The following is a 20,562-nucleotide window of genomic DNA, read 5'->3' on the forward strand; positions in this document are numbered from 1 at the left end:
AAACAAGTGACCATGTCGCATAAATACTTGTTATAACACTCGCATAAACGAAAGGCTCATCAGCTTTTCCTGCAGGATAATGACCGTGGCACTTTCAGCAAATATTCGTTCCAGCCTTTTTATGATGCTCGGCATGGGCGTTTTTGCCGTCGGCGATGCGCTGACAAAATATTCCACCCAAACGCTCAATCTCGGCCAGTTTATGTTTATGCGCGGAATATTATGTATTCTTTTGCTGGTCTTTCTGGCCTCCAGACAAGGTGTACTCCATCGCTGGCGCGACACTCTGGACAAAATCACGATTTTGCGTGGTTTTGGTGAGATCGGCGCAACGACCTGTTATCTTGTCGGCCTTACCCATTTATCTCTGGCTTTTGTTTCATCCGTTTATCAGGCAGTGCCGCTGGTGGTAACGCTTGGCGCGGTGCTGTTTCTCGGTGAAAAAGTAGGCTGGCGGCGCTGGTTGTCGATCGGCATCGGCTTTATCGGCGTGCTGATTATTATCCGCCCCGGTGGTGGTGGCGATGGCACTGGCATGAATGCCTATGCCCTACTGCTGCTGGTTGGTGTGTGTTTTACGGCCTTACGCGATCTTTCGACCCGCCGCATTAATATGCAAATCCCGACCGTTCTGATTTCAGCCATGACCTCGGTTCTGGTAACCATGACCGGCTTTGTCATGATGCAACTGGATACGGGCTGGGTTCAGCCGACAGAAGCTGATCTGCTTCATGTCAGCATTGCCGCTGTTTTGCTGATTATCGGCTATCACTGCATCATTCTGGCGACCCGCGTAGGCGATATGTCCTTTGCCTCACCGTTTCGCTATACCAGCCTGCTATGGGCGATTGTCCTCAGCTATGTCATCTTCAATCAGGCGCCGGATCAGAATACGCTGATTGGTGCGACAATCGTGGTCGCCAGCGGCTGCTATATGCTTTATCGTGAAGCTATAACCGGCTACCGTAAGCGCAAGGAGTTGCGTAAGCAAAAAAGCCTTTCCGCTTAATCCAGCTCGTAACAAAGGCAGAATTGACAATGGCGGATGAGAACCAAATTCTGACCGGTAAAAACGTACTGGGGCTTATTCTCGCCGGAGGCAGCAGCCAGAGGCTCGGCGGCGGCGATAAATCTTTGCGCCCGCTGGGAGATCACACAATTCTCCATCAGGTTTGCGCGCGGCTGAAACCCCAAACCGACCAAATTGTCATCAGCGCCAACAGCGATCCTGCTTTTTTCGCCAGCTTCGGCTATCCTATTATCAATGACGGGGAATGGCTTAACAGCGGTCCGCTTGCCGGTATTCTCACCGGTTTTCATTATGCATCGCAGCTTGGCTATAGTCATGTGATGAGCGTTGCAGCTGACACACCGTTTTTCCCGCCTGATCTTTTGCAGCGTTTTGCGAAGACCTTAGCTGATACGACATCCCTCATGCAGGATACAATCGTCTTTGCCCGTTCGGATTTTGGCTCTCACCCCACTTTTGCATTGTGGCCGGTTGATCTTGCTGCCTCATTGGAGAACTGGTTCACAGAAACCAAACGCCGGAGCATTCGTGTATTTGCCGCCAATCATACGGTTGCCTATGCAGATTTTACGGAAGCTGATAAAATAAGCGGGCTGGATCCGTTCTTTAATATCAACACACAAACGGAGCTAACGCAGGCCAGAACCGCATGGCAATTGCAGGATGCTGGCAACCAGCCGGAGTAAACAAGATGCCCCAGAAAATCTTTGGTATTACCGGCTGGAAAAACTCCGGAAAAACCACATTGACAGAATGTGTTGTGCGCGAACTCAGCCATCGCGGTTATAAAATCTCGACCGTTAAACATGCCCATCATAGCTTTGATATTGATACAGAAGGCACAGACTCCTACCGCCACCGTGCAGCAGGTGCGCAGGAGGTTGCCATTGTCTCTTTCAGCCGCTGGGCACTGATGCATGAACTGCGCGATACAGCAGAGCCGTCACTGGATGATATTGTCAGCCGCATGGCACCGTGCGATCTGATTATTGTCGAGGGCTATAAAAATGATAAGCACGCTAAGATTGAAGTGCGCCGCAAGGATAGCCCGACTCAGATACCCCTGAATGCCGAGCAATATTCCATTGTCGCAATTGCTACAGATGAGGGTTTACAGAGCCAGACCGTACCCGTTCTTGATCTGAACAATATCGTTGCAGTCAGTGATTTTATTGAAAATTACTGCGGATTAAAAAGCTGATTTCAAAAATGAATGGCTTCCAACAACACAGCCACCTCACTTTAAGCATTATAAAAACTTACTATCCATATGATTTTATAATAATTTTTTAAAATTAATTTCTTCTCTGCTAAAAATTTCAATTGCTACGTTTTCATAGTTTCTAACATTGTTTTAAAACACTTTTTTACCCTTGCCTTTCCCTAAAAAATGGTGGGAATATCCAGCGAACAATAATTACGCCCGAAGCGCTAAAAAATGAACCGATTAGAATAAACCGGCGGCGGCGTAATCATTGCAACTTTGGATGGGTTTAACGGGTGAAAAGTACAATGAAAAATTATAAACATATTATCGGAACCGCACTGTCTGCCATTTTGATGACAGGTGCAGTTTCATTGAGTGTAACTGCTGCTCAGGCACAAGAACCTCTGAAGCTGACAATCGCGACAGAAGGCGCCTATCCTCCTTTCAACTTCATCAATGCTGCCGGTGAGCTTTCCGGCTTCGATGTCGATATCGGCCGCGCGCTTTGCGAGGAAATGAAGGCTGAGTGCAAGTTCATCACCATTGAATGGGATGGCGCTATTCCGAGCCTGCAAGCCGGTAAATTTGATGCTTTCATCGCATCCATGTCGATTACACCGGATCGCCAGAAACAGGTTGATTTCAGCAATAAATATTACAACACCCCTCCGGGTCTTGCTGCGCCAAAAAATAGCGGCATTAAAGGCACCACCAAAGAAGATCTGGCCGGTAAAACCATCGGTGTCCAGATTTCGACAACCCATGCCAATTATGCAGAAAAAACCTTTACCGACAGTACAATCAAATCCTATCCGACAGCGGAAGAATATCGTCTTGATCTCGCAAATGGCCGTCTTGATGCTGCCAGTGATGACAGCGTGACCCTCGGTCAGTGGTTGAAAACCGAAGATGGTGCCTGTTGTGAAATGGTTGGTACATGGCCGGCCGTACCTGAAATTCATGGTCCGGGTGCAGGTGTAGCTTTCAAGAAAGGCAACCCTGAGCTGATCGCTAAGTTCAATGATGCAATCAAGGCTATTCGCGCGAATGGCAAATACAAAGAAGTGAATGACAAATATTTCGAATTTGATGCCTATGGTGCAGAAATTAAAGAATAATTGTCGCTTCTCTTGTCGTATGTTGCACAACCACTGCGATAAATAATTGAAGTACAGAAAAGCTGCATAGTCATATGCAGCTTTTTTCGTGGTGATGTTCGGGGCTCAGCTCATGCAAAAACCGCATTAACTCATGCTGTTTTATATGAATAACGCCGTTTAAATGTCGCAAATACGGTACGTTAAAAATCTGTTTTTCTCTGAAAAACATATAAACACCAATCGTGCGACAGATTATATATTCTAGTTAACTCACTGATTAATATTAGAAAAATTATCTTATAAAACTTCAAAAAACGCATAAAGCCGTCTTATTACACTTGTCCAGTGCTTTATTTTTCCACGACAACGCAAAACGTGCTTTTGATACTTGCCTTTCACGTTGAAATGATGGGAATATCACCGTTAACAAAATTTTCTTCGCACTAAAAACCAACAACAAAACATCGCGAAAAATCAGAAAAACAAGTCTACATATAGAGTGCATCTCATGGGGGTATCAGGAGAATGAGAAATACAACTGGAGCACAAAGCTCCTTCAGAAAAACGCTGCGTAATCTTGCCATTGCAGGTATGGTAACAGCCGGTGCCGTTGCAGCTCTGGGAGCTTCAGCGCAGGCACAAGAGCAACTGGTACTGAAAGTCGGCTCTGAAGGCGCTTACCCTCCGTATAATTTCGTGAAAGCTGACGGTTCTGTCGCCGGATTTGAAATTGATATTGCCAATGCCCTCTGCGAAGAACTCAAAGCCAAATGTGAGATCATTGTGCAGGATTGGGACGGGATGATCCCTGCACTGCAATCCGGCAAGCTGGATGTTGTGATTTCTTCCATGTCGATTACACCGGCTCGTAAAGAACAGGTTGATTTCAGCCGTAAATATTACAATCCCGCCGCAGCAATTGCTGTGCCGAAGGATTCCGATGTTAAAGGCACGACCAAAGAAGATCTGGCCGGCAAAACAATCGGTGTGCAGTCTTCTACCATTCATGCCATTTTCTCTGAGCATGAATATACTGACAGCACGATCAACCCTTATGGCAGTGCTGACGAAGCCCGTATGGACATGGTCTCCGGTCGTGTTGATGCAGTGAATGATAATATTGTGTCGCTGATCGATTGGCTGAAAACACCGGAAGGTGCATGCTGTAAGCTGGTCGGACCGGTCAAACCAAACCTTGAAATTCATGGTCCGGGTGTTGGCGTAGCCATCAAAAAAGGCCGCGAAGAGCTGGTTGAAAAATTCAATACGGCTATTCTCGCGATCCGCGACAACGGCAAGTACAAAGAAATCAACGATAAATATTTCGATTTCGATATTTACGGCGAATAAGCATACAACAACCGGTCAGCATCGTCTGGCCGGTATTTTTGAACACTGATTTGCAGCGGGACATAGAATGTATTTCTGCCCCGCTCGGATTTTTGATTGGTCGCATAGTCGCGGTTGCCAAACTGCGACATGCTCTCGACGGATGGCAAATCATTTTCGCCGCCGTTCTCACAGGGATAGACTAAATGGAAAAATATGCTGTGTTGATTGGCTTTGGTCCGGACGGATGGGGGCTGAGCATAGCATGGGGACTGTTGACAACCGTTCTGTTGGCTCTGGCCACATTACCAATCGGTTTGTTCCTCGGTTTCCTTGTTGCCTTAGGCAAGCAATCTGCGGAGCCATCACTGCGCCTTGCTTCCAATATTTATACAACGATCTTCCGCGGCCTTCCGGAACTGCTCACGCTGTTTCTGGTTTATTTTGGCGGTTCTCTCGCGGTTCAGAAATTCTTTTCGCTGATCGGATTTGAAGGATCTGTTGAGGTCAACGCCTTTGCTGCAGGTATGATCGCGCTGGGCTTTGTATTTTCATCCTATTCCAGTGAAGTCTTTTTATCGGCATTTCGTGCTATTCCTAAAGGCCAATATGAAGGGGCCTTTGCAATCGGCCTCACCAAATTTCAGACAATGCGAAAGATCATTCTTCCGCAGTTGATTAAGATTGCGCTGCCGGGTCTCGCCAATCTATGGATGGTGTTGCTCAAAGATACATCGCTGGTCTCGGTTATCAGCCTCACCGATATTCTGCGCCAGACTTCTGTAGCGGCACGCGTTACCAAAGAACCATTCCTGTTCTACGGTGTGGCCTGCCTGATCTATCTGGCACTCGCAATCATCTCTTCTTACTTTATCGCCCGCATTGAAAAATGGGCTGAAGGCAGCCGCAAACAGCCGGCGTCAAGCGGGGTAAGCCAATGACGACTATAACCGATACACCAAGCGAGCGCGTTTTTCGCCCTGCTGAGCCACCGCGTCCATGGACAGGCGCTCGTATCACCGGCCATGTATTCGTCGGCATCTGGCTTGCACTTTTTGCCGGTCTTGCGATCTATCTGTATAATTCCTGGCAGATTGATCTGATTGAGACCTATGGTCCTCGCTATTGGAGCGGCCTTAAAACAACACTGGTTCTGGTTTCCATCTCGATTGTACTTGGCGCACTGCTATCTTTGCCGGTTGCACTTGCCCGTATGTCAGACAATCGTATTCTGGGCGCTATCGCCTATGGTTACGTCTATTTCTTCCGCGGCACACCATTGCTGGCACAGATCTTCCTGATCTATTACGGCCTGGGAACATTCCGTCCGTTTCTCGAAACAATCGGGTTGTGGGGCTTCTTCCGCGAAGCATGGTATTGCGCTGTGCTGGCATTTACGCTGAATACAGCAGCCTATCAGGCTGAGATTCTGCGTGGTGCAATCGCCAGCGTTCCTAAAGGTCAGTGGGAAGGTGCCCATGCACTTGGTCTGTCCAAGTTCCAGACTTTCCGCAAAATCATTCTGCCTCAGGCCTTGATCGTTGCGCTGCGTCCATATGGAAACGAAATCATTTTGATGATTAAAGGCTCTGCCATTGTCGCGATCATCACTGTTTATGACCTGATGGGTGAAACCCGTCGTGCCTATTCCCGCACCTTTGATTTTCAGACCTACCTGTGGGCTGCAATCATTTATCTGGCGATTGTCGAAGTACTTCGCAATATTATTGAGTGGATTGAACGCCGTATCACCATTCACCTTATCCGCTAAACGATAAGGCAGTACCACAAACAAAAAAGCCTGCCCCTGAAATTCAGGGGCAGGCTTTTTTATTCTCAAAACCAGAGCACCTTGTGCCAGACTTGGCACAAAGGCCTCTCTAATCTGCTTAACCAGACTTGCCTGGTGCAAGCATTTCCAGCAGCACATTGGCGCCCATCTCGCCGGCCGGATTATCCGTGTGCATTTTAGCAATAATCCGTTCAAAGCCCTCGATCTGCGCCTGACGTGTCAGTCCGTCTTCTAACAACTGCTCAATCTGGCGGCACAACATTCCCGCACGCACAAAATCATTGAAGAACTCCGGAATAATCGGCGTATCATCAATAATATTCGGCAGAGATGCACTCCAGATTGTTATCAAACGCGCGAGAAACAACCTACTGAACAGATCAGCTTTATAGGTAACGACTGTTGGTATTTTAGCCAAACCCAGCTCCAGAGAGACTGTGCCTGAAGCTGCAAGCGCCGCATCCGCTTTCGAGAAAGCATCCCATTTAGCCGCCTCACCGGTCACAATAACCGGCTTTACCGGCCAGTCCTTAGTGAGATCCTGCACATAGGCTGCATGACGTTCCGGCGTTGGCAAAATCGCATGCACAGTACCATTGCGCTCATTCAGCATTTGCAGCGTCGTGCCAAATTCTTTGAGCAGCGCCTGTATTTCAGACCGGCGCGAGCCCGGCAAAAGCAGAATAGTTTTCTCTGCATCTTTGTCCGGCGCTTTGCGATTAGCTCGCATATTCGCCACATCTACCAATGGCTGATAACTGGTCAGCCGATGCCCGACATAGGTCGATTTGGGACCGGAAAGCCGCTGCATCACTTCAACTTCAAACGGCAAAACAGTCAAAACATGATCAATATATTTGCGCATTTCCTTGGCGCGTTCCGGACGCCATGCCCAGACAGTCGGTGCAATATATTTGATAATCGGAATTGAAGGATCAGCCTGACGCACCTTTTTCGCGACCCGATGCGTAAAGTCAGGACTATCAATAATCAGCAGGCAATCCGGTTTTGCCGCAACAATAGCTTTAGCAGTTTGTCGAATACGCATGATGAGTTTGGGCAAGCGCGCCAGCACGGCACCAAGCCCCATTAATGCGATTTCATCTGGATCGAACAGGCTCTGCAATCCGCGCTGCTGAAGATGCGTACCGCCAACACCGACAAGGCTAACAAGACGATCCGTTTTCATACGCAAAGCGTCTACAAGATCGGCACCCAGCAGATCGCCGGATTCTTCACCGGCAACGACAGCAATTTTTAAAGGCAGTTTTTCGCTCATAGTCTGGCCGGCATCCTTGAGGAGTATGAAATACCCAGAGTGGGTCGCGTTTGCTCAATAAATCCATTAAGCGACGATGTTTTGTAGCATAATTGCTATGGAGCATTTCACAGTCAAGTTGAAACACCTGACGTTCGTGACAATGCGACCACTAAAAAAATTTAGACGCAAACACGGCTATACACTCTTTGCAGAATATCGGGGTGCATTAAAGACAGGAGAAACACTGTCTGTTTTGCATCAAAGTGGCTGTCTCAAGCAGAAGCAGCCCCGTCAAAAGTGACAATAAACAGGTTCTGTACATTCGCAGCCTGTACGGTATCGTGATAGGATAACATCACAGTGCGGCCGGCCTCAATTGCAACGCCCGCTAAACCGGCGGCGGCAATATTGGTAATTGTATCAATACCGATTGTCGGCAAGTCAGCGCGCTCATCCTGCGTCGGCTTGGCACATTTTACCAGCACACCGCCTTGGCGCGGAATCCGGCCTTCCTGACGTAGCTGGCGCACACGCTCAATCATGTTGTCCGTGCCTTCAACGCCCTCAAGCGCAACGACACGTCCGCCAACAGCAATCGCACCCTGCCCGACATCCAGCTTACCAAGCATAAATGCAGCCTCGCGGCCTAAATCAATATTATGCTGTTCTTTTTTATCAGGAGTTGTTGCAGTCAAAACCGATGCACTTGGCGCCAAAATATCCGGCACGATCTGATGCGCTCCCACCATATTGAAGCCATAAGACTCCAGCAGCCCGATAAAGGCACGCAACAATGCATCATCGCCCTTACCCAAAGCGCGAAACACGCGCGGCAAAGCACGCAATGTTGTCATATCCAGCCGAATATCGCTTAAATGCGGACGCTGACGTACACCACCGGCGAGAATAACATTTTTCGCACCGGATTGTTTCAGCGCACGAATGAGCGGAGTAAACTCAACAATAGACACGACCACATGGTCGTATTTGTAGAGCCCCTCATCCGCCTCGCCTTTCAGGCAAATCACAAAGGGCGGATTGCCTTTTTTTTCAAGAGCTTCCGCCACAACCTGTGGCAGAAGCCCGTTACCGGCTATAATTGCGGTTCTGGCATCGGCATGATTAGCCTGCACTGGAACATCGCTTTTGATCATATCAGGAATGGTCTTCACTCTGACCGTGCTTGCCATGCAAAAGCGGCGTTGTGAAAGATGCTCGCTTAGCATCAGCCGTAATGAAGGCAACCAGATCGGCAACGGCTGCAGAATCCGTGAATTCTACACGCAGATCCTCAACACGTTCTTTCACCGGTTTTGTACGGTCGAACAACATGCGGACAGCGCGGCGAACAGCATGAATTTCTTTACGTTCCAGACCGGAACGCTTCATCCCGATGATGTTCAGACCACCGAGATGCGCATGAACGCCGATAGCCATACCGAACGGAATAACGTCCTGAACAACGGCTGCCATACCGCCAACAAAAGCGTGGTGGCCAACACGAACAAACTGATGCACAGCTGCGCCACCGCCAAGGATAGCGTAGTCACCGATTTCGCAATGACCACCGATCATCACATTATTAGCGAATGTTACGTGATTACCTACGTCGCAATCATGTGCCACATGCGCATAAGCGAGGAATGTAGAGTTATCGCCGACATTGGTGTAACCGCGGCTGGTATCCGAACCACGATGCATGGTCACGCCTTCGCGGATCATCGCATTTTTACCAACCAAAAGCTTTGTATGCCCACCTTTGTGTTTACCATTCTGCGGCTCACAGCCCAAAATAGCATGCGGAAATACTTTAGCGTTTTCACCTAATGTCGTGAAACCTGAGACAACAACGTGGCTCATCAGCTCACTGTTATCACCAATCTCCGCGCCTGCCTGAATATGACAAAAAGCACCGACAGAGACACCCTGACCAAGTTTGGCGCCTGCTTCAACACAAGCTGTCGGGTGAATGATGGTTTCACGCATTTAAATCACGCTTTTTCTTTTGCTGTATCAGCGTCCACAATCAGACGCCGAAAGTTTATTTATCGTATTTCGGCAAGAAGAGTTATTCGCCGGTCATTGCTGCAACTTCAGCTTCAGCAACTTTCACGCCATCGACTTCAGCAACACAGGCAAATCTTGAAATATTGCCGCGCTGTTTGATTTTTTTCACACGCAACAAAAGCCGGTCACCCGGAACAACAGGACGACGGAATTTTGCATTATCAATAGTCAGCAAAAAGACGGTTCCTGCATTTTCCAGACCCATTTTGAGCATAGAAATTGCACCGGCAGTTTGAGCCATCGCTTCAATAATCAATACCCCCGGCATAATAGGCTGCGCTGGAAAATGTCCAGTAAAATGTGGCTCATTAATGGTCACATTTTTGATACCGGTCGCAGAGTTATCGCCATCAATATCAACAATCCGGTCAATAAGGAGAAATGGATAGCGATGCGGTAACACTGCAAGCAATTTCTGGATATCAGCTGCAGCAAGGCTGCTCTGTTCTGTAATTTCACTCATATCAGGATTTCTCCTTTTTAGTCTGTCCGATGCTGCGCAGAGTAGCGATATCACGGAACCATTGTTTCAGTGGTCTGGCAGGCAGACCACCCCATCTCTCACCATCCGGAATATCATTCATAACACCGCTCGCAGCAGCAATTTGTACGCGCGAACCGATATTAATATGATCAGCCAGACCAACACGACCACCAATCATCGCCATATCACCGATCGTTACACTACCGGAAATACCCGTATGGGCAGCAATAACACAATGACGACCGATTTTAACATTATGGGCGACCTGTACCAGATTATCGATCTTGGTACCCTCGCCGATCACCGTATCGCTCAGCGAGCCACGGTCGATCGTTGTATTTGCACCAATTTCAACGTCATCCTGAATGATAACGCGGCCAAGCTGCGGTACTTTTTCAAGTCCGGCAGGACCGGGAACGAAGCCAAAGCCATCCTGTCCGATGCGGACACCCGGATGCAAATAAACGCGATTGCCGATCAGCGCATAAGTCACAGAAACATTTGGCGCAATGATACAGTCACGGCCAATTTTACAACCGGCACCGATAACACTGTTAGCACTGATTGTTGAACCGGAGCCGATAGAAACATTCGCGCCAATTACAGCACCCGGCTCAATCGTGACTGTGCCTTCGATCTCAGCTGTCGGATGAATTGTTGCATTTCCCGAAATGCCCGGAACGCCTAGCAGTGAGCGCGGATGCACCGCCTGCTCAAAAAGCTTGCGCCCAACAGCCGCAAAATCGCGATGCGGAGACCGGCTGATAAGAACGGCAACGTCTTTTGGTATCAAACCAGCTTGCGCTTGAGAACAAAGCACAGCGGCTGCTTTGAGAGACCCCAAAGCAGTTTCGTTTTTCTTACCTTCAAGAAATACTAATGAATCCGGCGTGGCATTATCCAAAGACGCTAAATGCTCAATTTTGCGGTCAGCGAATTGCTTGGTCAGCAACTCAGAACCGGTCAATTGAGCAATATCAGCGACGTTGACTGCACAGGACAGAGTATAAAATACAGGATCTGCCATCAACAAACTTTCTCTCCTGAGGCGAAGCTTCTTTTCAGAATTCCCGCCTCAGGAAAAAGCAAACTTATCAGAATTTGCTCGACATACCGAAGTTGAAGTTCTGAACCTTGTCGGAATCTTCTTTCTTAAGCGGTACTGCATAGTCAAAGCGCAGCGGACCAAACGGAGAAGCCCACATCAAGCTCACACCTGCAGAAGCACGCAATGCACTTCCGGTTCCTTCGGCACCAGCCACTTTGTTTCCATAAAGTGTTGCGGCATCAGCGAAGAATGCGCCGCGGATACCAAGGCTTTCAGGCACAACCGGCATCGGGAACTGAACTTCAGCGCTAGCATGGAAGTATGTCGTACCACCCAACCAGTACATATCGCCGTTACCGGCTTTCTGCCATGGTCCAATACCATTATATTTAAAGCCGCGGATCATATCTGTGTTACCCTTGAACATATCAAAGATACGCAGACCATCATCTGTCAGCTTGTGTACATAGCCACCACCGGCAGTCACTACACCAACAACATCAGCTTCCTGCAACAGCGTCTTATAATAAGTTGCCTTTGCAGTTGTTTTGATGAACTTAGCATCACCACCGAGACCGGCAAATTCCTGACCGAAGCGCGCATAAATACCATCATGCGGATTGTTCTGGTCATCGATAGAATTATAGGTCAGCGCATAGGAAATCGAAGAACGCAACCATGGGCTCTGATCAGCAGCTTCGATCAGCGCAGGCGCCCAATACTGGCCATAAACCTCATCTCTGCTACGCGTGCCATCATTAATATCCTGATGATCCTGAGCATTTAACCGACCTTTATCAAGCTTATATTTTTCCTGAACAAGGTTATAGCCAACGCTGGCGCCGAAATTATCTGTAATTGGCAAGCCGAAACGAACTGTACCGCCGGTCTGCTCTACATCGTAATCGTTACGTACGCTGTATGTTTTGCGGAATACGTCAAAACCTGCGGACATACGCTGACCGAGGAAATAAGGCTCGGTGAACGAGAAGGAATAGTTACGAGCGTTATCCTGACCAGCACCAGCACCAATCTTGATATACTGACCGCGACCAAGGAAGTTGCGCTCTGCAACAGAACCTTCAACCGACGCGCCCGGAGTTTCACCACCTGAAGTATAACCCGCACCGATGGAGAACTCACCTGTAGGCTTCTCAGTCACATCTACAATCAGAACAACCTGATCCGGCTCAGAACCCTGAGCGGTCGAGATATTAACTGTCTGGAAGAACTGCAGCGCTTCAAGGCGACGTTTTGCACGTGTAATCATAACCTGATTGAAAGCATCGCCTTCACTCATGTCGAATTCACGACGGATCACATAATCACGGGTCTTATCGTTACCGCGGATTTCGATACGCTGCACGTAAGCGCGCGGACCTTCTTCTACGTTATAAACAACCGAAATTGTATGATTCTCGAAGTTACGGTCACCGCGTGGCTCAACCTTAGCGAAAGCATAACCGTTACCGGCAACACGCTCAGTTACAGCTTCAACCGACTTTTCAACGTCGCTTGCGCTATAAACTTTACCTGCGCGGCTTTTCAGCATGCCATCAAGCGCCTGAGCATCAACACCCGGGATTGTGCTTTCAACCTGAACATCGCCGAATGTATAACGCTGACCTTCTTCAACAGTGAAGGTAATCGTATATTCGTTGGTTGCAGGATCAAGTGTCGCATTGGAAGAAACAACGCGGAAGTCAGCATAACCACGGTTGTAGTAGAAGCGACGCAGTGCTTCTTCATCAGCCTGCACGCGATCTTCACTATAGATATCGCCGCGGGTCAGCCATGACAGCGGATTGGTACGCTTTGTCGAAATCACATCACGCAGACGACGACCACCGAATGCTTCATTGCCTACGAAATCGATATTGGCGATTTTTGTACGGCCGCCTTCTGTGATTTCATAAACAACGTTCACTCGCCCCTGACCGAGATCAACGGTACGGGCAGTTACAATCGCATCGCTACGGCCAACATGGTTGTAAGCCTGAAGAATGGACTGACGGTCTGTTTCCATCTGAGCAGGATCAAACGGGCTACGGGCTTTCAACTCAACCGCACGGGCGAGATCAGCATCCTTAACCTTCTTGTTGCCCTGGAACAGGACGTTATTAACAACCGAGAACTCAGAAACACTTACAACAAGTACGCCGCCGGACTGGCTGATGCGAACATCCGAGAACAAGCCCATATTGAAAAGGCTCTTAACAGCCGCATCAATATCAGTATTGGTAAATGATTTACCCGGTTTGATAGCGATAGCGCCACGAATAGTCGCTGCATCAACCCGCTTGTTACCGCGAACGTCAATCCGACTTACGACTGCTGCCTGTGCAACACTCACAGTAGCAAATGAGATCGCTGATGTACCGGCAGCAACCATAGCTACCGACATAGCAACCGCAGAAGCAGCACCAAAAAACTTTGAATTTGCCGTCATAGGTCTATTTAACCTTCGTTTCGTTGCCCCGAGCCGTAATCCGGGAGAATAGCGCATAATGCAAACTGTAATAACCGGTTTTCATATACAAGCAAGCATCTCAATTAAAATCTGTTTACTTCATTGCCGAGCGTGGCACAGGTGCCACGCAATTCCAATAGCATGGTAAACAAATTACTGCTTTTTCGTATAATCCCCCTCCGGTTTTTACACAAATCGTTAATGTTTTATAATTCAACGGCCTAGACTATGTCCAGATCAGATTAGCAACCGAAGAGATCATTATAAAAAACGAATCCCATAAAGCCGATAACCACGAAGAAACCAAGCCGGAAGAACAATTCCTGTACTGCTACCGGAACCGGACGTCCCAATACAGCTTCACCGGCATAAATCACCAGATGGCCGCCATCAAGAGGGGGAAGCGGAAATAAATTGAACAATCCAATGCCAACCGACAACATTGCAATCAGCTGAACCAGCCATTCAAAGCCGTGTTGCGCCGCCTGCCCCGCCATATTAGCGATTTTTACCGGCCCGCCTAACTGACATTTATCCTCACGCCCCATTACCAGTCTTTTCATGAAAGTACCGGTGCGGCTGATGATATGTCCGGTTTCAACAACCGCTGCACCAACCGATTCGAGTGGTGAATATTCAACCGTGCGATAATTTCCTGTATCTCTGGTGATCGTTACACCGATGACACCGAGCTTGATTTTATTGCCCAATGCATCTGTCTGCTCCATCAGTTCAGGAACAGCTTTCAGCTCAACCTCACGTCCGTCGCGTTCAACAGTGAATGATAATTCATCGCCGCTGCGACCATTCACAATGCGCTGCACATCAGAGAAGGTGGTGATTTCACTACCTTCAACATTGATGAAGCGATCGCCCGGCTTGAAACCGGCAATAGCCGCAGGACTACCGGCATTCACCTCAGCAATGGTCGGATCAGCGACCATGCGTCCGTAACTGGCAAAGAAAAAACTTAGAATAGCAATGGTCAGCAGAAAGTTGAAAGCAGGGCCTGCGAAAACAGTGGCTGCGCGCTTCCAGACCGGCTGCGCAGGGAATGCCACTTTGCGCTCTGCCTCACTCATTGCAGCCACGCCCTGCCCGTCCGGCGCACTGGCCGCGTTCAGGTCACCGACAAATTTCACATAGCCGCCAAGAGGAATAGCACAAAGTTTCCAGCGCGTGCCATTGCGTGCCGTATAGCCGATCAGCTCCGGCCCGAAGCCGATCGAGAACGCCTGCACGCCGATACCGCATAAACGACCAACGATGAAATGCCCCATTTCATGGACAAAAACGACAACAGCCAGAACAAGAATAAACGGAAGCAATGTACCAACCAGCAGGCTTTCACCGCCGAATAAATATCCAAAGGGATCACTCAATACCCTGTCTCCCGACTTTCAAATTCAAAAAACTGTCTTCGCTTGTAAAATTTACAGAGGCTGCAAAACAATACCAATAAACATCGCTGATGGTGTATCCGAGCCGGTCACCAAAGCGCCAATCACATAAAGCATAACGGCAGCCACGATCAAACCGTCCACGCGATCCATAACACCACCATGTCCCGGCAAGAGTTTACCGGAATCCTTGGCACCGAAACGGCGCTTACCCCAGGATTCGCCAAGATCACCGATCTGCGAGGCCACAGAGAGCATAATCGCCAGAATAACCATCGGATATTTCACGCGATCAAAGCTGAAATAGCTGACTGCTGCAGCAGCAATCATTGCAGCGACGACACCACCGATTGCACCGGACCATGTTTTATTCGGAGAGAATCGTGGTGCCAGCTTTGGCCCGCCGAAGGTGCGGCCGGTAAAATAAGCAAAAATATCCGTCGCCCAGACAAGTGCGAAAAGATAGATGATTGCGATCAGACCGGATGTCGTCTCCCCGCGCAGAACCGCCAGACAGACCATTGGCACACCGGCATAGAGCAAGCCAGCCGCAGCCCAGTTTGAACGCTGTACTAGGAAAATCGCACCGGCAGCAAGAATCGCCAGAATTTGCAGTGACGGCACTTCAATCAGCAGCAAACCGGCAGCGATCGATAAGACTGCCCAAGCCGCTGTCAGACCGGAGCGTGTCTGCTTCGAGGCGCTCAGCGTCGTCCATTCAAAGAAAATCGCGAAGCCGATAACAACAGCCAGCACACGGAAGCTCATGCCTCCAAGCCAGATCAGCAGAATTGTAACAGGCGCAAGCACAGCCGCCGTCATGATACGCAATTGTAAATTGGACACGAAAACCCTCGCCCCTGAATAATGTGACTCGTGTTCAGGCAGCCTGAAGCACCCCGTTAGAGCATAACTCCTTAAACCTGGATCAGTTTGAGGTGAAATTATACTCTAATTTTAAAGTGTTAGAGCGACCTTTATGTGCCAAGTCTGGCACACGGCGCTCTAGTTTAACCCACCGTATGCCGCAAAGGCACGACATCAGAATCACCGGAAAAATCCTGCAACTCTTGCGCGGTCAGCCCACCGAAGCGGCGCACACGCTTATGATACTCGTCGATTGCTGCATAAAAATGCGCAGGCTTGAAGTCCGGCCAGTTTTCCGGCGCAAACAAGAACTCAGAATAGGCCGCCTGCCAGAGCAGAAAATTAGAAAGACGCATTTCACCACTGGTACGGATAATCAGATCAGGATCAGGAATCCCGTCCGTATCAAGTTTTGATGAAATCATTTCTGCCGTGATGGCCTCTGGCTTCAACAGCCCTGCTGCAACATCCTCGGCGATTTTACGCATACCGCGCGCCAACTCATCGCGTGAGCCATAATTAAAGGCAATCACAAGGGTCAATCCGGTATTGGCCGCAGTTCGTGTTTCCGCCTCATTCAGAAGGCTACAAATGTCGGAAGCCAAGTCCTCACGCGAACCAATAATGCGCACACGTACATTCTGACTGTGCAGCTTGCTCAGATCGCGCCGAATGAACAGCTTCAACAATCCCATCAGTTCTGTGACTTCAGAGGTTGGTCGCGTCCAGTTTTCGGAAGAAAATGCAAAGAGTGTGAGGAATTCCAGACCTTTGTCACCCGCAGCGCGTACAATCGCGCGCAAGGTGTCCACGCCCGCTTTATGACCGGCAACACGCGGCAAGCCACGCGCTTTAGCCCAACGACCATTGCCATCCATAATAATGGCGATGTGACGCGGATCGGACATTCGGGCATATTCCTCTTTAGAGCGCATTCCGAAAAGTGTGAAACAGTTTTCGGGATACAATGCGCGTAAAAACAAAAAGACAGAGCGATTCCAACGATTCAGACAGAACTTGAAGCGCTCTAGCGGGCAGAACGGCTGCCCGCAGGCGCCATGCTTATCCGGTTTTTTGGAAATAATTCAGCACAATCATGCTGTATTATAGTGACCGAGCAAAATGTCTTTTACGCGGCCAATCCGGCACGAAAACCGGAACTTACAGAATATTCAATTTTCAGCGGTATTGCCGGTAAGATCATGTACCAGAGTAAGATCACAAGTATGAAATCACTCTGGCACAATATCGTAGCAGATTAAACCTGCATGATTTCCGCTTCTTTGGAAACCAGCAGCTTGTCGAGTTCTACAATGGTCTCGTCAGTCATTTTCTGCACTTTTTCAGACAGAACACGGCTGTCATCCTGGCTGATAGTGCCGTCTTTTTCCAGCTTCTTCAGCTTTTCCATACCATCACGACGAACGTGACGAACAGCAACTTTCGCACCTTCAGCATATTGGTTGGCAATCTTCACCAATTCCTTACGGCGCTGTTCATTCAGCTCCGGCAGCGGTACGCGCAGGGTCATACCATCGGTAATCGGGTTGAGACCCAGACCACTATCACGGATCGCCCGTTCTACAGCACCAACCATGCTCTTATCCCATACGGAAACAGAGAGCATACGGGCTTCAGGAACAGTAATCTGTGCTACCTGATTGATCGGCATGGTCGAACCATAGGCTTCAATCGTCAGAGGCTCCAGCAAGCTTGCCGAAGCGCGACCGGTGCGCAAACCGCCCAGATCATGTTTGAAGGACTGAATTGCGCCTTCCATGCGGCGTTTCAGATCGTTTACATCCAGAGCATCGCTCATCTTATCTCTCCTTGGGCGTACACCAAACGTCTCGCGCATTATATTCCTTCTTCAAACGAGCTGTCTGAAAAAGAAAAATGCTGCAAATGGGCTGAAACTGCTTTCAGCCCACATAATTCAGTTTTTGTTTAGAACAGGTTGGCGCAAATGATAAGCACAAAATATCTGCTTTGCTGAATTGAATCTGTACACAGGCACAGATTCACTATGTATTAGAGCGCCGTGTGCCAGACTTAGCACACAAAGGTCGCTCTAACACTTTAAAATTAGAGCATAATTTTTCCTTAAACTGATTCAAGCTTAAGGAATTATGCTCTAGCGCTTATCAGGCGTCCGTCACCACTGTACAACGGCCTTTACCTTGCAGAATTTCAGCAAAACCACCCGCTTCATGAATTGAATAAACCACGATCGGAATATGATTTTCCTGCGCCAGCGCCACAGCAGTCACATCCATCACCGCCAGACCTTTATCCAGCACTTCTTTGTGGGTCAGATTGTCAAAGCGTGTTGCTGAAGGATCTTTCTTCGGATCGGCACTGTAAATACCGTCAACCTGCGTGCCCTTGAATAAAGCATCTGCACCAATTTCTGCGGCACGCAGAGCGGCAGCAGAATCGGTTGTGAAGAACGGATTGCCCGTACCACCGGCAAAAATAACAACCTTACCCTGATCCATATAGGCCGTTGCCTGACGCTGCGAGAAGCTCTCGCACAGTTCCGGCATCGCGATTGCCGACAGCACAACTGCATCAACACCCTGCTTTACCAGAGAGGTGCGCAGTGCCAGCGAATTGATCACTGTCGCCAGCATCCCCATATGATCGCCGGTTACGCGGTCACCGCCCTTGGAGACTACAGCGAGGCCGCGAAAAATATTTCCGCCACCAATCACTACGCCGACTTCAACGCCAAGTGCACGCGCTTCAGCAATATCGCTTGCAATGCGGTCAGCAACGGACACGTCAATGCCAAATCCCTGCTCACCCATCAGTGCCTCACCCGAGGCTTTGAGGAGAACCCGCTTATAAAGTGTTTTGCCTGTCATGGGATCCCTTTTATGGTTCGCCCTGTCATTACCGGCTGGTAAGAAGAGCTATGCTCGAATTTGTCCGGCCTGCATCACGTGCGCGTCATAAAACCAGCCCGCAGACTGACTTCCCCGCCAAAGCGGTTGCACCCGATGAGTGACATGACTGCAAGGCAACATGCCTGAATTAAGCCGGAAATGAAATGGCTGCCTCCTGTCGTGACAAACCCGCCGGAAGCACCAGAAACTGGCCGGCATGATGACAGGAAAAAGCTGAATTGATTTCGCATACATGAAGCACGCAGCATTGTCACGTCATGCACAGCAATAACTGACAATTTTTATGACACGCACACAAAAAAATAGAGCGGTCTCCGGAGAAACCGCTCTATTCTATAAATTACAGCTCTATGCGAAGCATAATAGCTTCGCATCTCACTGTATTAGCCTTTGGTTACGGCAGCAACTTCAGCAGCAAAATCTGTTTCTTCTTTTTCAATGCCATCGCCAAGAGCGAAGCGAACGAAGCCGGTTACCTTAGCAGGTGCGCCGATTTCTTTTTCAGCTTCTTTAAGCGCTGCTTCAACGCTCAGGTCTGGATTGATAACAAAAGCCTGCGACAGAAGAACAACTTCCTCAAAAAACTTGCGCATACGGCCGTCAACCATCTTCGCAATGATTTCTTCCGACTTGCCGGACTGACGAGCCTGATCAGCAAAGATTGCCTTTTCACGCTCAACAGCAGCAGCATCAACTTCAGCAGGTGTCAGAGCCAGCGGGTTGGTTGCAGCAACATGCATTGCAATCTGACGGCCGATAGCAGCAGCAGCATCTGCATTACCGGTTGTTTCGATCGCTACCAGAACGCCGAGCTTGCCGAGACCGTCAGCAACGCCGTTGTGGATGTAAGTCGCAACAACACCGTTTTCTACGCTCAGAGCAGCGGAACGACGGAAGGACATGTTTTCACCAATGGTGCCAACAGCATCTTTGATGGTGTCAGTTACAGTCTTTTCCGAACCTGGGTAAATTGCGTTTGCAACTGCGTCGGTTGAACCATCAGTCGCCAAAGCAACTTTAGTTACATTAACAACGATTTCCTGGAAAGCAGCATTACGGGCAACGAAGTCTGTTTCGGAGTTAACCTCAACAACAACAGCTTTTTTGCCTTCGCTGGCAACGCTTACCAGACCTTCAGCGGCTGTACGGCCAGCTTTTTTGTCAGCTTTAGCGATACCTTTAGCGCGCAGCCAGTCCATGGCAGCTTCCATATCGCCATTATTTTCGTTCAGAGCGGTCTTGCAGTCCATCATGCCTGCGCCGCTGAGTTCACGAAGTTCTTTAACCATTGCTGCGGTAATGCTCATTGTCGCCTCTTTGAGATAAGCAGCAGACATCCGGCAAGCGGCATGCCCGCTAAGGATCATTGCACAGACAGCTGACCTGTCTTTTACCCAATGACCGATTAATCATTACAGCCCGCATTGCAATTATTGCAAAGCGTCAACTGTATACATACGGGATAGCAGGAGCCTTATAAGGCTCGAATTAACCAGAGCATTTTCCTTTTCAATTGAACCATTGAAAATGCTCTATCTCTTATTTTACGCACATCTTAATCCGAAAACCGCTTAGCACTTTTCGAGACGCGCTTCAGA

19 protein-coding genes are annotated in these 20,562 nt (G+C 48.9%); 7 read left to right on the forward strand and 12 right to left on the reverse strand.

What is annotated here, in order from left to right; genetic code table 11:
- The first annotated feature begins 85 nt into the window (after window positions 1–85).
- The 7 genes from QUF18_RS09955 (at window position 86) to QUF18_RS09985 (ending at window position 6,437) form a co-directional block, all read left to right on the forward strand.
- The gene (locus QUF18_RS09955; RefSeq protein ID WP_289386903.1) at window positions 86–1,009 is read left to right on the forward strand and encodes a DMT family transporter; all 924 of its coding nucleotides are present in this window, start codon (window positions 86–88) and stop codon (window positions 1,007–1,009) included.
- A 29-nt stretch (window positions 1,010–1,038) separates the two neighbouring features.
- A complete protein-coding gene (mobA, locus tag QUF18_RS09960) occupies window positions 1,039–1,716 on the forward strand; it encodes a molybdenum cofactor guanylyltransferase MobA (RefSeq protein WP_289386904.1) in 678 nt (225 codons plus the stop codon).
- A gap of 5 nt (window positions 1,717–1,721) precedes the next feature.
- Window positions 1,722–2,231, forward strand: a complete 510-nt coding sequence (gene mobB, locus QUF18_RS09965) for a molybdopterin-guanine dinucleotide biosynthesis protein B (RefSeq protein ID WP_289386905.1) — start codon at window positions 1,722–1,724, stop codon at window positions 2,229–2,231.
- Window positions 2,232–2,590: 359 nt separating this feature from the next.
- Window positions 2,591–3,355: an ABC transporter substrate-binding protein gene (locus tag QUF18_RS09970; protein WP_289387163.1), complete on the forward strand. Its 765-nt coding sequence runs from the start codon at window positions 2,591–2,593 to the stop codon at window positions 3,353–3,355.
- A 573-nt stretch (window positions 3,356–3,928) separates the two neighbouring features.
- Entirely contained in the window at window positions 3,929–4,687 is a 759-nt protein-coding gene (locus QUF18_RS09975) for a transporter substrate-binding domain-containing protein (RefSeq protein WP_289387165.1), read from the forward strand.
- A 185-nt stretch (window positions 4,688–4,872) separates the two neighbouring features.
- Window positions 4,873–5,607 (forward strand): ABC transporter permease, encoded by a 735-nt coding sequence (locus QUF18_RS09980; RefSeq protein WP_289386906.1) that lies wholly within the window; start codon window positions 4,873–4,875, stop codon window positions 5,605–5,607.
- A complete protein-coding gene (locus tag QUF18_RS09985) occupies window positions 5,604–6,437 on the forward strand; it encodes an ABC transporter permease (RefSeq protein ID WP_289386907.1) in 834 nt (277 codons plus the stop codon). Before QUF18_RS09980 ends, QUF18_RS09985 begins: the two co-directional genes overlap by 4 nt.
- A gap of 118 nt (window positions 6,438–6,555) precedes the next feature.
- On the opposite strand, the gene lpxB is transcribed toward QUF18_RS09985, so the two are convergent.
- The 12 genes from lpxB to tsf form a co-directional block, all read right to left on the reverse strand.
- The gene (lpxB, locus tag QUF18_RS09990; protein WP_289386909.1) at window positions 6,556–7,737 is read right to left on the reverse strand and encodes a lipid-A-disaccharide synthase; all 1,182 of its coding nucleotides are present in this window, start codon (window positions 7,735–7,737) and stop codon (window positions 6,556–6,558) included.
- Between the two features lie 254 nt (window positions 7,738–7,991).
- Window positions 7,992–8,873 carry an LpxI family protein gene (locus tag QUF18_RS09995; protein WP_289387166.1) on the reverse strand — a complete coding sequence of 294 codons (882 nt, stop codon included), beginning with the start codon at window positions 8,871–8,873 and terminating at the stop codon, window positions 7,992–7,994.
- 1 nt (window position 8,874) lies between these two features.
- Complete coding sequence (gene lpxA / locus QUF18_RS10000; protein WP_289386911.1) at window positions 8,875–9,705, reverse strand: acyl-ACP--UDP-N-acetylglucosamine O-acyltransferase; 831 nt, start codon at window positions 9,703–9,705, stop codon at window positions 8,875–8,877.
- Window positions 9,706–9,787: 82 nt separating this feature from the next.
- Window positions 9,788–10,249 (reverse strand): 3-hydroxyacyl-ACP dehydratase FabZ, encoded by a 462-nt coding sequence (gene fabZ, locus QUF18_RS10005; protein ID WP_289386912.1) that lies wholly within the window; start codon window positions 10,247–10,249, stop codon window positions 9,788–9,790.
- Window position 10,250: 1 nt separating this feature from the next.
- Window positions 10,251–11,297, reverse strand: coding sequence for a UDP-3-O-(3-hydroxymyristoyl)glucosamine N-acyltransferase (lpxD, locus tag QUF18_RS10010; protein ID WP_289386913.1), 1,047 nt, complete (start codon window positions 11,295–11,297; stop codon window positions 10,251–10,253).
- Between the two features lie 67 nt (window positions 11,298–11,364).
- Complete coding sequence (bamA, locus tag QUF18_RS10015; RefSeq protein ID WP_289386914.1) at window positions 11,365–13,767, reverse strand: outer membrane protein assembly factor BamA; 2,403 nt, start codon at window positions 13,765–13,767, stop codon at window positions 11,365–11,367.
- Window positions 13,768–14,030: 263 nt separating this feature from the next.
- Window positions 14,031–15,170 carry an RIP metalloprotease RseP gene (rseP, locus tag QUF18_RS10020; protein ID WP_289386916.1) on the reverse strand — a complete coding sequence of 380 codons (1,140 nt, stop codon included), beginning with the start codon at window positions 15,168–15,170 and terminating at the stop codon, window positions 14,031–14,033.
- A 51-nt stretch (window positions 15,171–15,221) separates the two neighbouring features.
- Window positions 15,222–16,034, reverse strand: coding sequence for a phosphatidate cytidylyltransferase (locus tag QUF18_RS10025; RefSeq protein ID WP_289386917.1), 813 nt, complete (start codon window positions 16,032–16,034; stop codon window positions 15,222–15,224).
- Between the two features lie 164 nt (window positions 16,035–16,198).
- Window positions 16,199–16,990, reverse strand: coding sequence for an isoprenyl transferase (locus QUF18_RS10030; protein WP_289386919.1), 792 nt, complete (start codon window positions 16,988–16,990; stop codon window positions 16,199–16,201).
- Between the two features lie 323 nt (window positions 16,991–17,313).
- Window positions 17,314–17,874, reverse strand: coding sequence for a ribosome recycling factor (gene frr, locus QUF18_RS10035; protein ID WP_289386920.1), 561 nt, complete (start codon window positions 17,872–17,874; stop codon window positions 17,314–17,316).
- 325 nt (window positions 17,875–18,199) lie between these two features.
- On the reverse strand, window positions 18,200–18,922 hold the full coding sequence (gene pyrH / locus QUF18_RS10040; RefSeq protein ID WP_289386921.1) for a UMP kinase: 723 nt from the start codon (window positions 18,920–18,922) through the stop codon (window positions 18,200–18,202).
- A 425-nt stretch (window positions 18,923–19,347) separates the two neighbouring features.
- Window positions 19,348–20,271, reverse strand: a complete 924-nt coding sequence (tsf, locus tag QUF18_RS10045) for a translation elongation factor Ts (protein ID WP_289386922.1) — start codon at window positions 20,269–20,271, stop codon at window positions 19,348–19,350.
- Between the last annotated feature and the right edge of the window lie 291 nt (window positions 20,272–20,562).

Origin of the sequence: Pseudochrobactrum kiredjianiae, from assembly GCF_030362795.1 — a bacterium.
GTDB lineage: Bacteria > Pseudomonadota > Alphaproteobacteria > Rhizobiales > Rhizobiaceae > Pseudochrobactrum > Pseudochrobactrum kiredjianiae.

Bases quoted from the DNA above. Each gene is read 5' to 3' on its own strand.
- mobA (WP_289386904.1), top strand. From the start codon at position 1,039: ATGGCGGATGAGAACCAAATTCTGACCGGTAAAAACGTACTGGGGCTT.
- mobB (WP_289386905.1), top strand. From the start codon at position 1,722: ATGCCCCAGAAAATCTTTGGTATTACCGGCTGGAAAAACTCCGGAAAA.
- QUF18_RS09970 (WP_289387163.1), top strand. From the start codon at position 2,591: ATGACAGGTGCAGTTTCATTGAGTGTAACTGCTGCTCAGGCACAAGAA.
- QUF18_RS09975 (WP_289387165.1), top strand. From the start codon at position 3,929: ATGGTAACAGCCGGTGCCGTTGCAGCTCTGGGAGCTTCAGCGCAGGCA.
- QUF18_RS09980 (WP_289386906.1), top strand. From the start codon at position 4,873: ATGGAAAAATATGCTGTGTTGATTGGCTTTGGTCCGGACGGATGGGGG.
- QUF18_RS09985 (WP_289386907.1), top strand. From the start codon at position 5,604: ATGACGACTATAACCGATACACCAAGCGAGCGCGTTTTTCGCCCTGCT.
- lpxB (WP_289386909.1), bottom strand. From the start codon at position 7,737: ATGAGCGAAAAACTGCCTTTAAAAATTGCTGTCGTTGCCGGTGAAGAA.
- QUF18_RS09995 (WP_289387166.1), bottom strand. From the start codon at position 8,873: ATGATCAAAAGCGATGTTCCAGTGCAGGCTAATCATGCCGATGCCAGA.
- lpxA (WP_289386911.1), bottom strand. From the start codon at position 9,705: ATGCGTGAAACCATCATTCACCCGACAGCTTGTGTTGAAGCAGGCGCC.
- fabZ (WP_289386912.1), bottom strand. From the start codon at position 10,249: ATGAGTGAAATTACAGAACAGAGCAGCCTTGCTGCAGCTGATATCCAG.
- lpxD (WP_289386913.1), bottom strand. From the start codon at position 11,297: ATGGCAGATCCTGTATTTTATACTCTGTCCTGTGCAGTCAACGTCGCT.
- bamA (WP_289386914.1), bottom strand. From the start codon at position 13,767: ATGACGGCAAATTCAAAGTTTTTTGGTGCTGCTTCTGCGGTTGCTATG.
- QUF18_RS10030 (WP_289386919.1), bottom strand. From the start codon at position 16,990: ATGCGCTCTAAAGAGGAATATGCCCGAATGTCCGATCCGCGTCACATC.
- frr (WP_289386920.1), bottom strand. From the start codon at position 17,874: ATGAGCGATGCTCTGGATGTAAACGATCTGAAACGCCGCATGGAAGGC.
- pyrH (WP_289386921.1), bottom strand. From the start codon at position 18,922: ATGACAGGCAAAACACTTTATAAGCGGGTTCTCCTCAAAGCCTCGGGT.
- tsf (WP_289386922.1), bottom strand. From the start codon at position 20,271: ATGAGCATTACCGCAGCAATGGTTAAAGAACTTCGTGAACTCAGCGGC.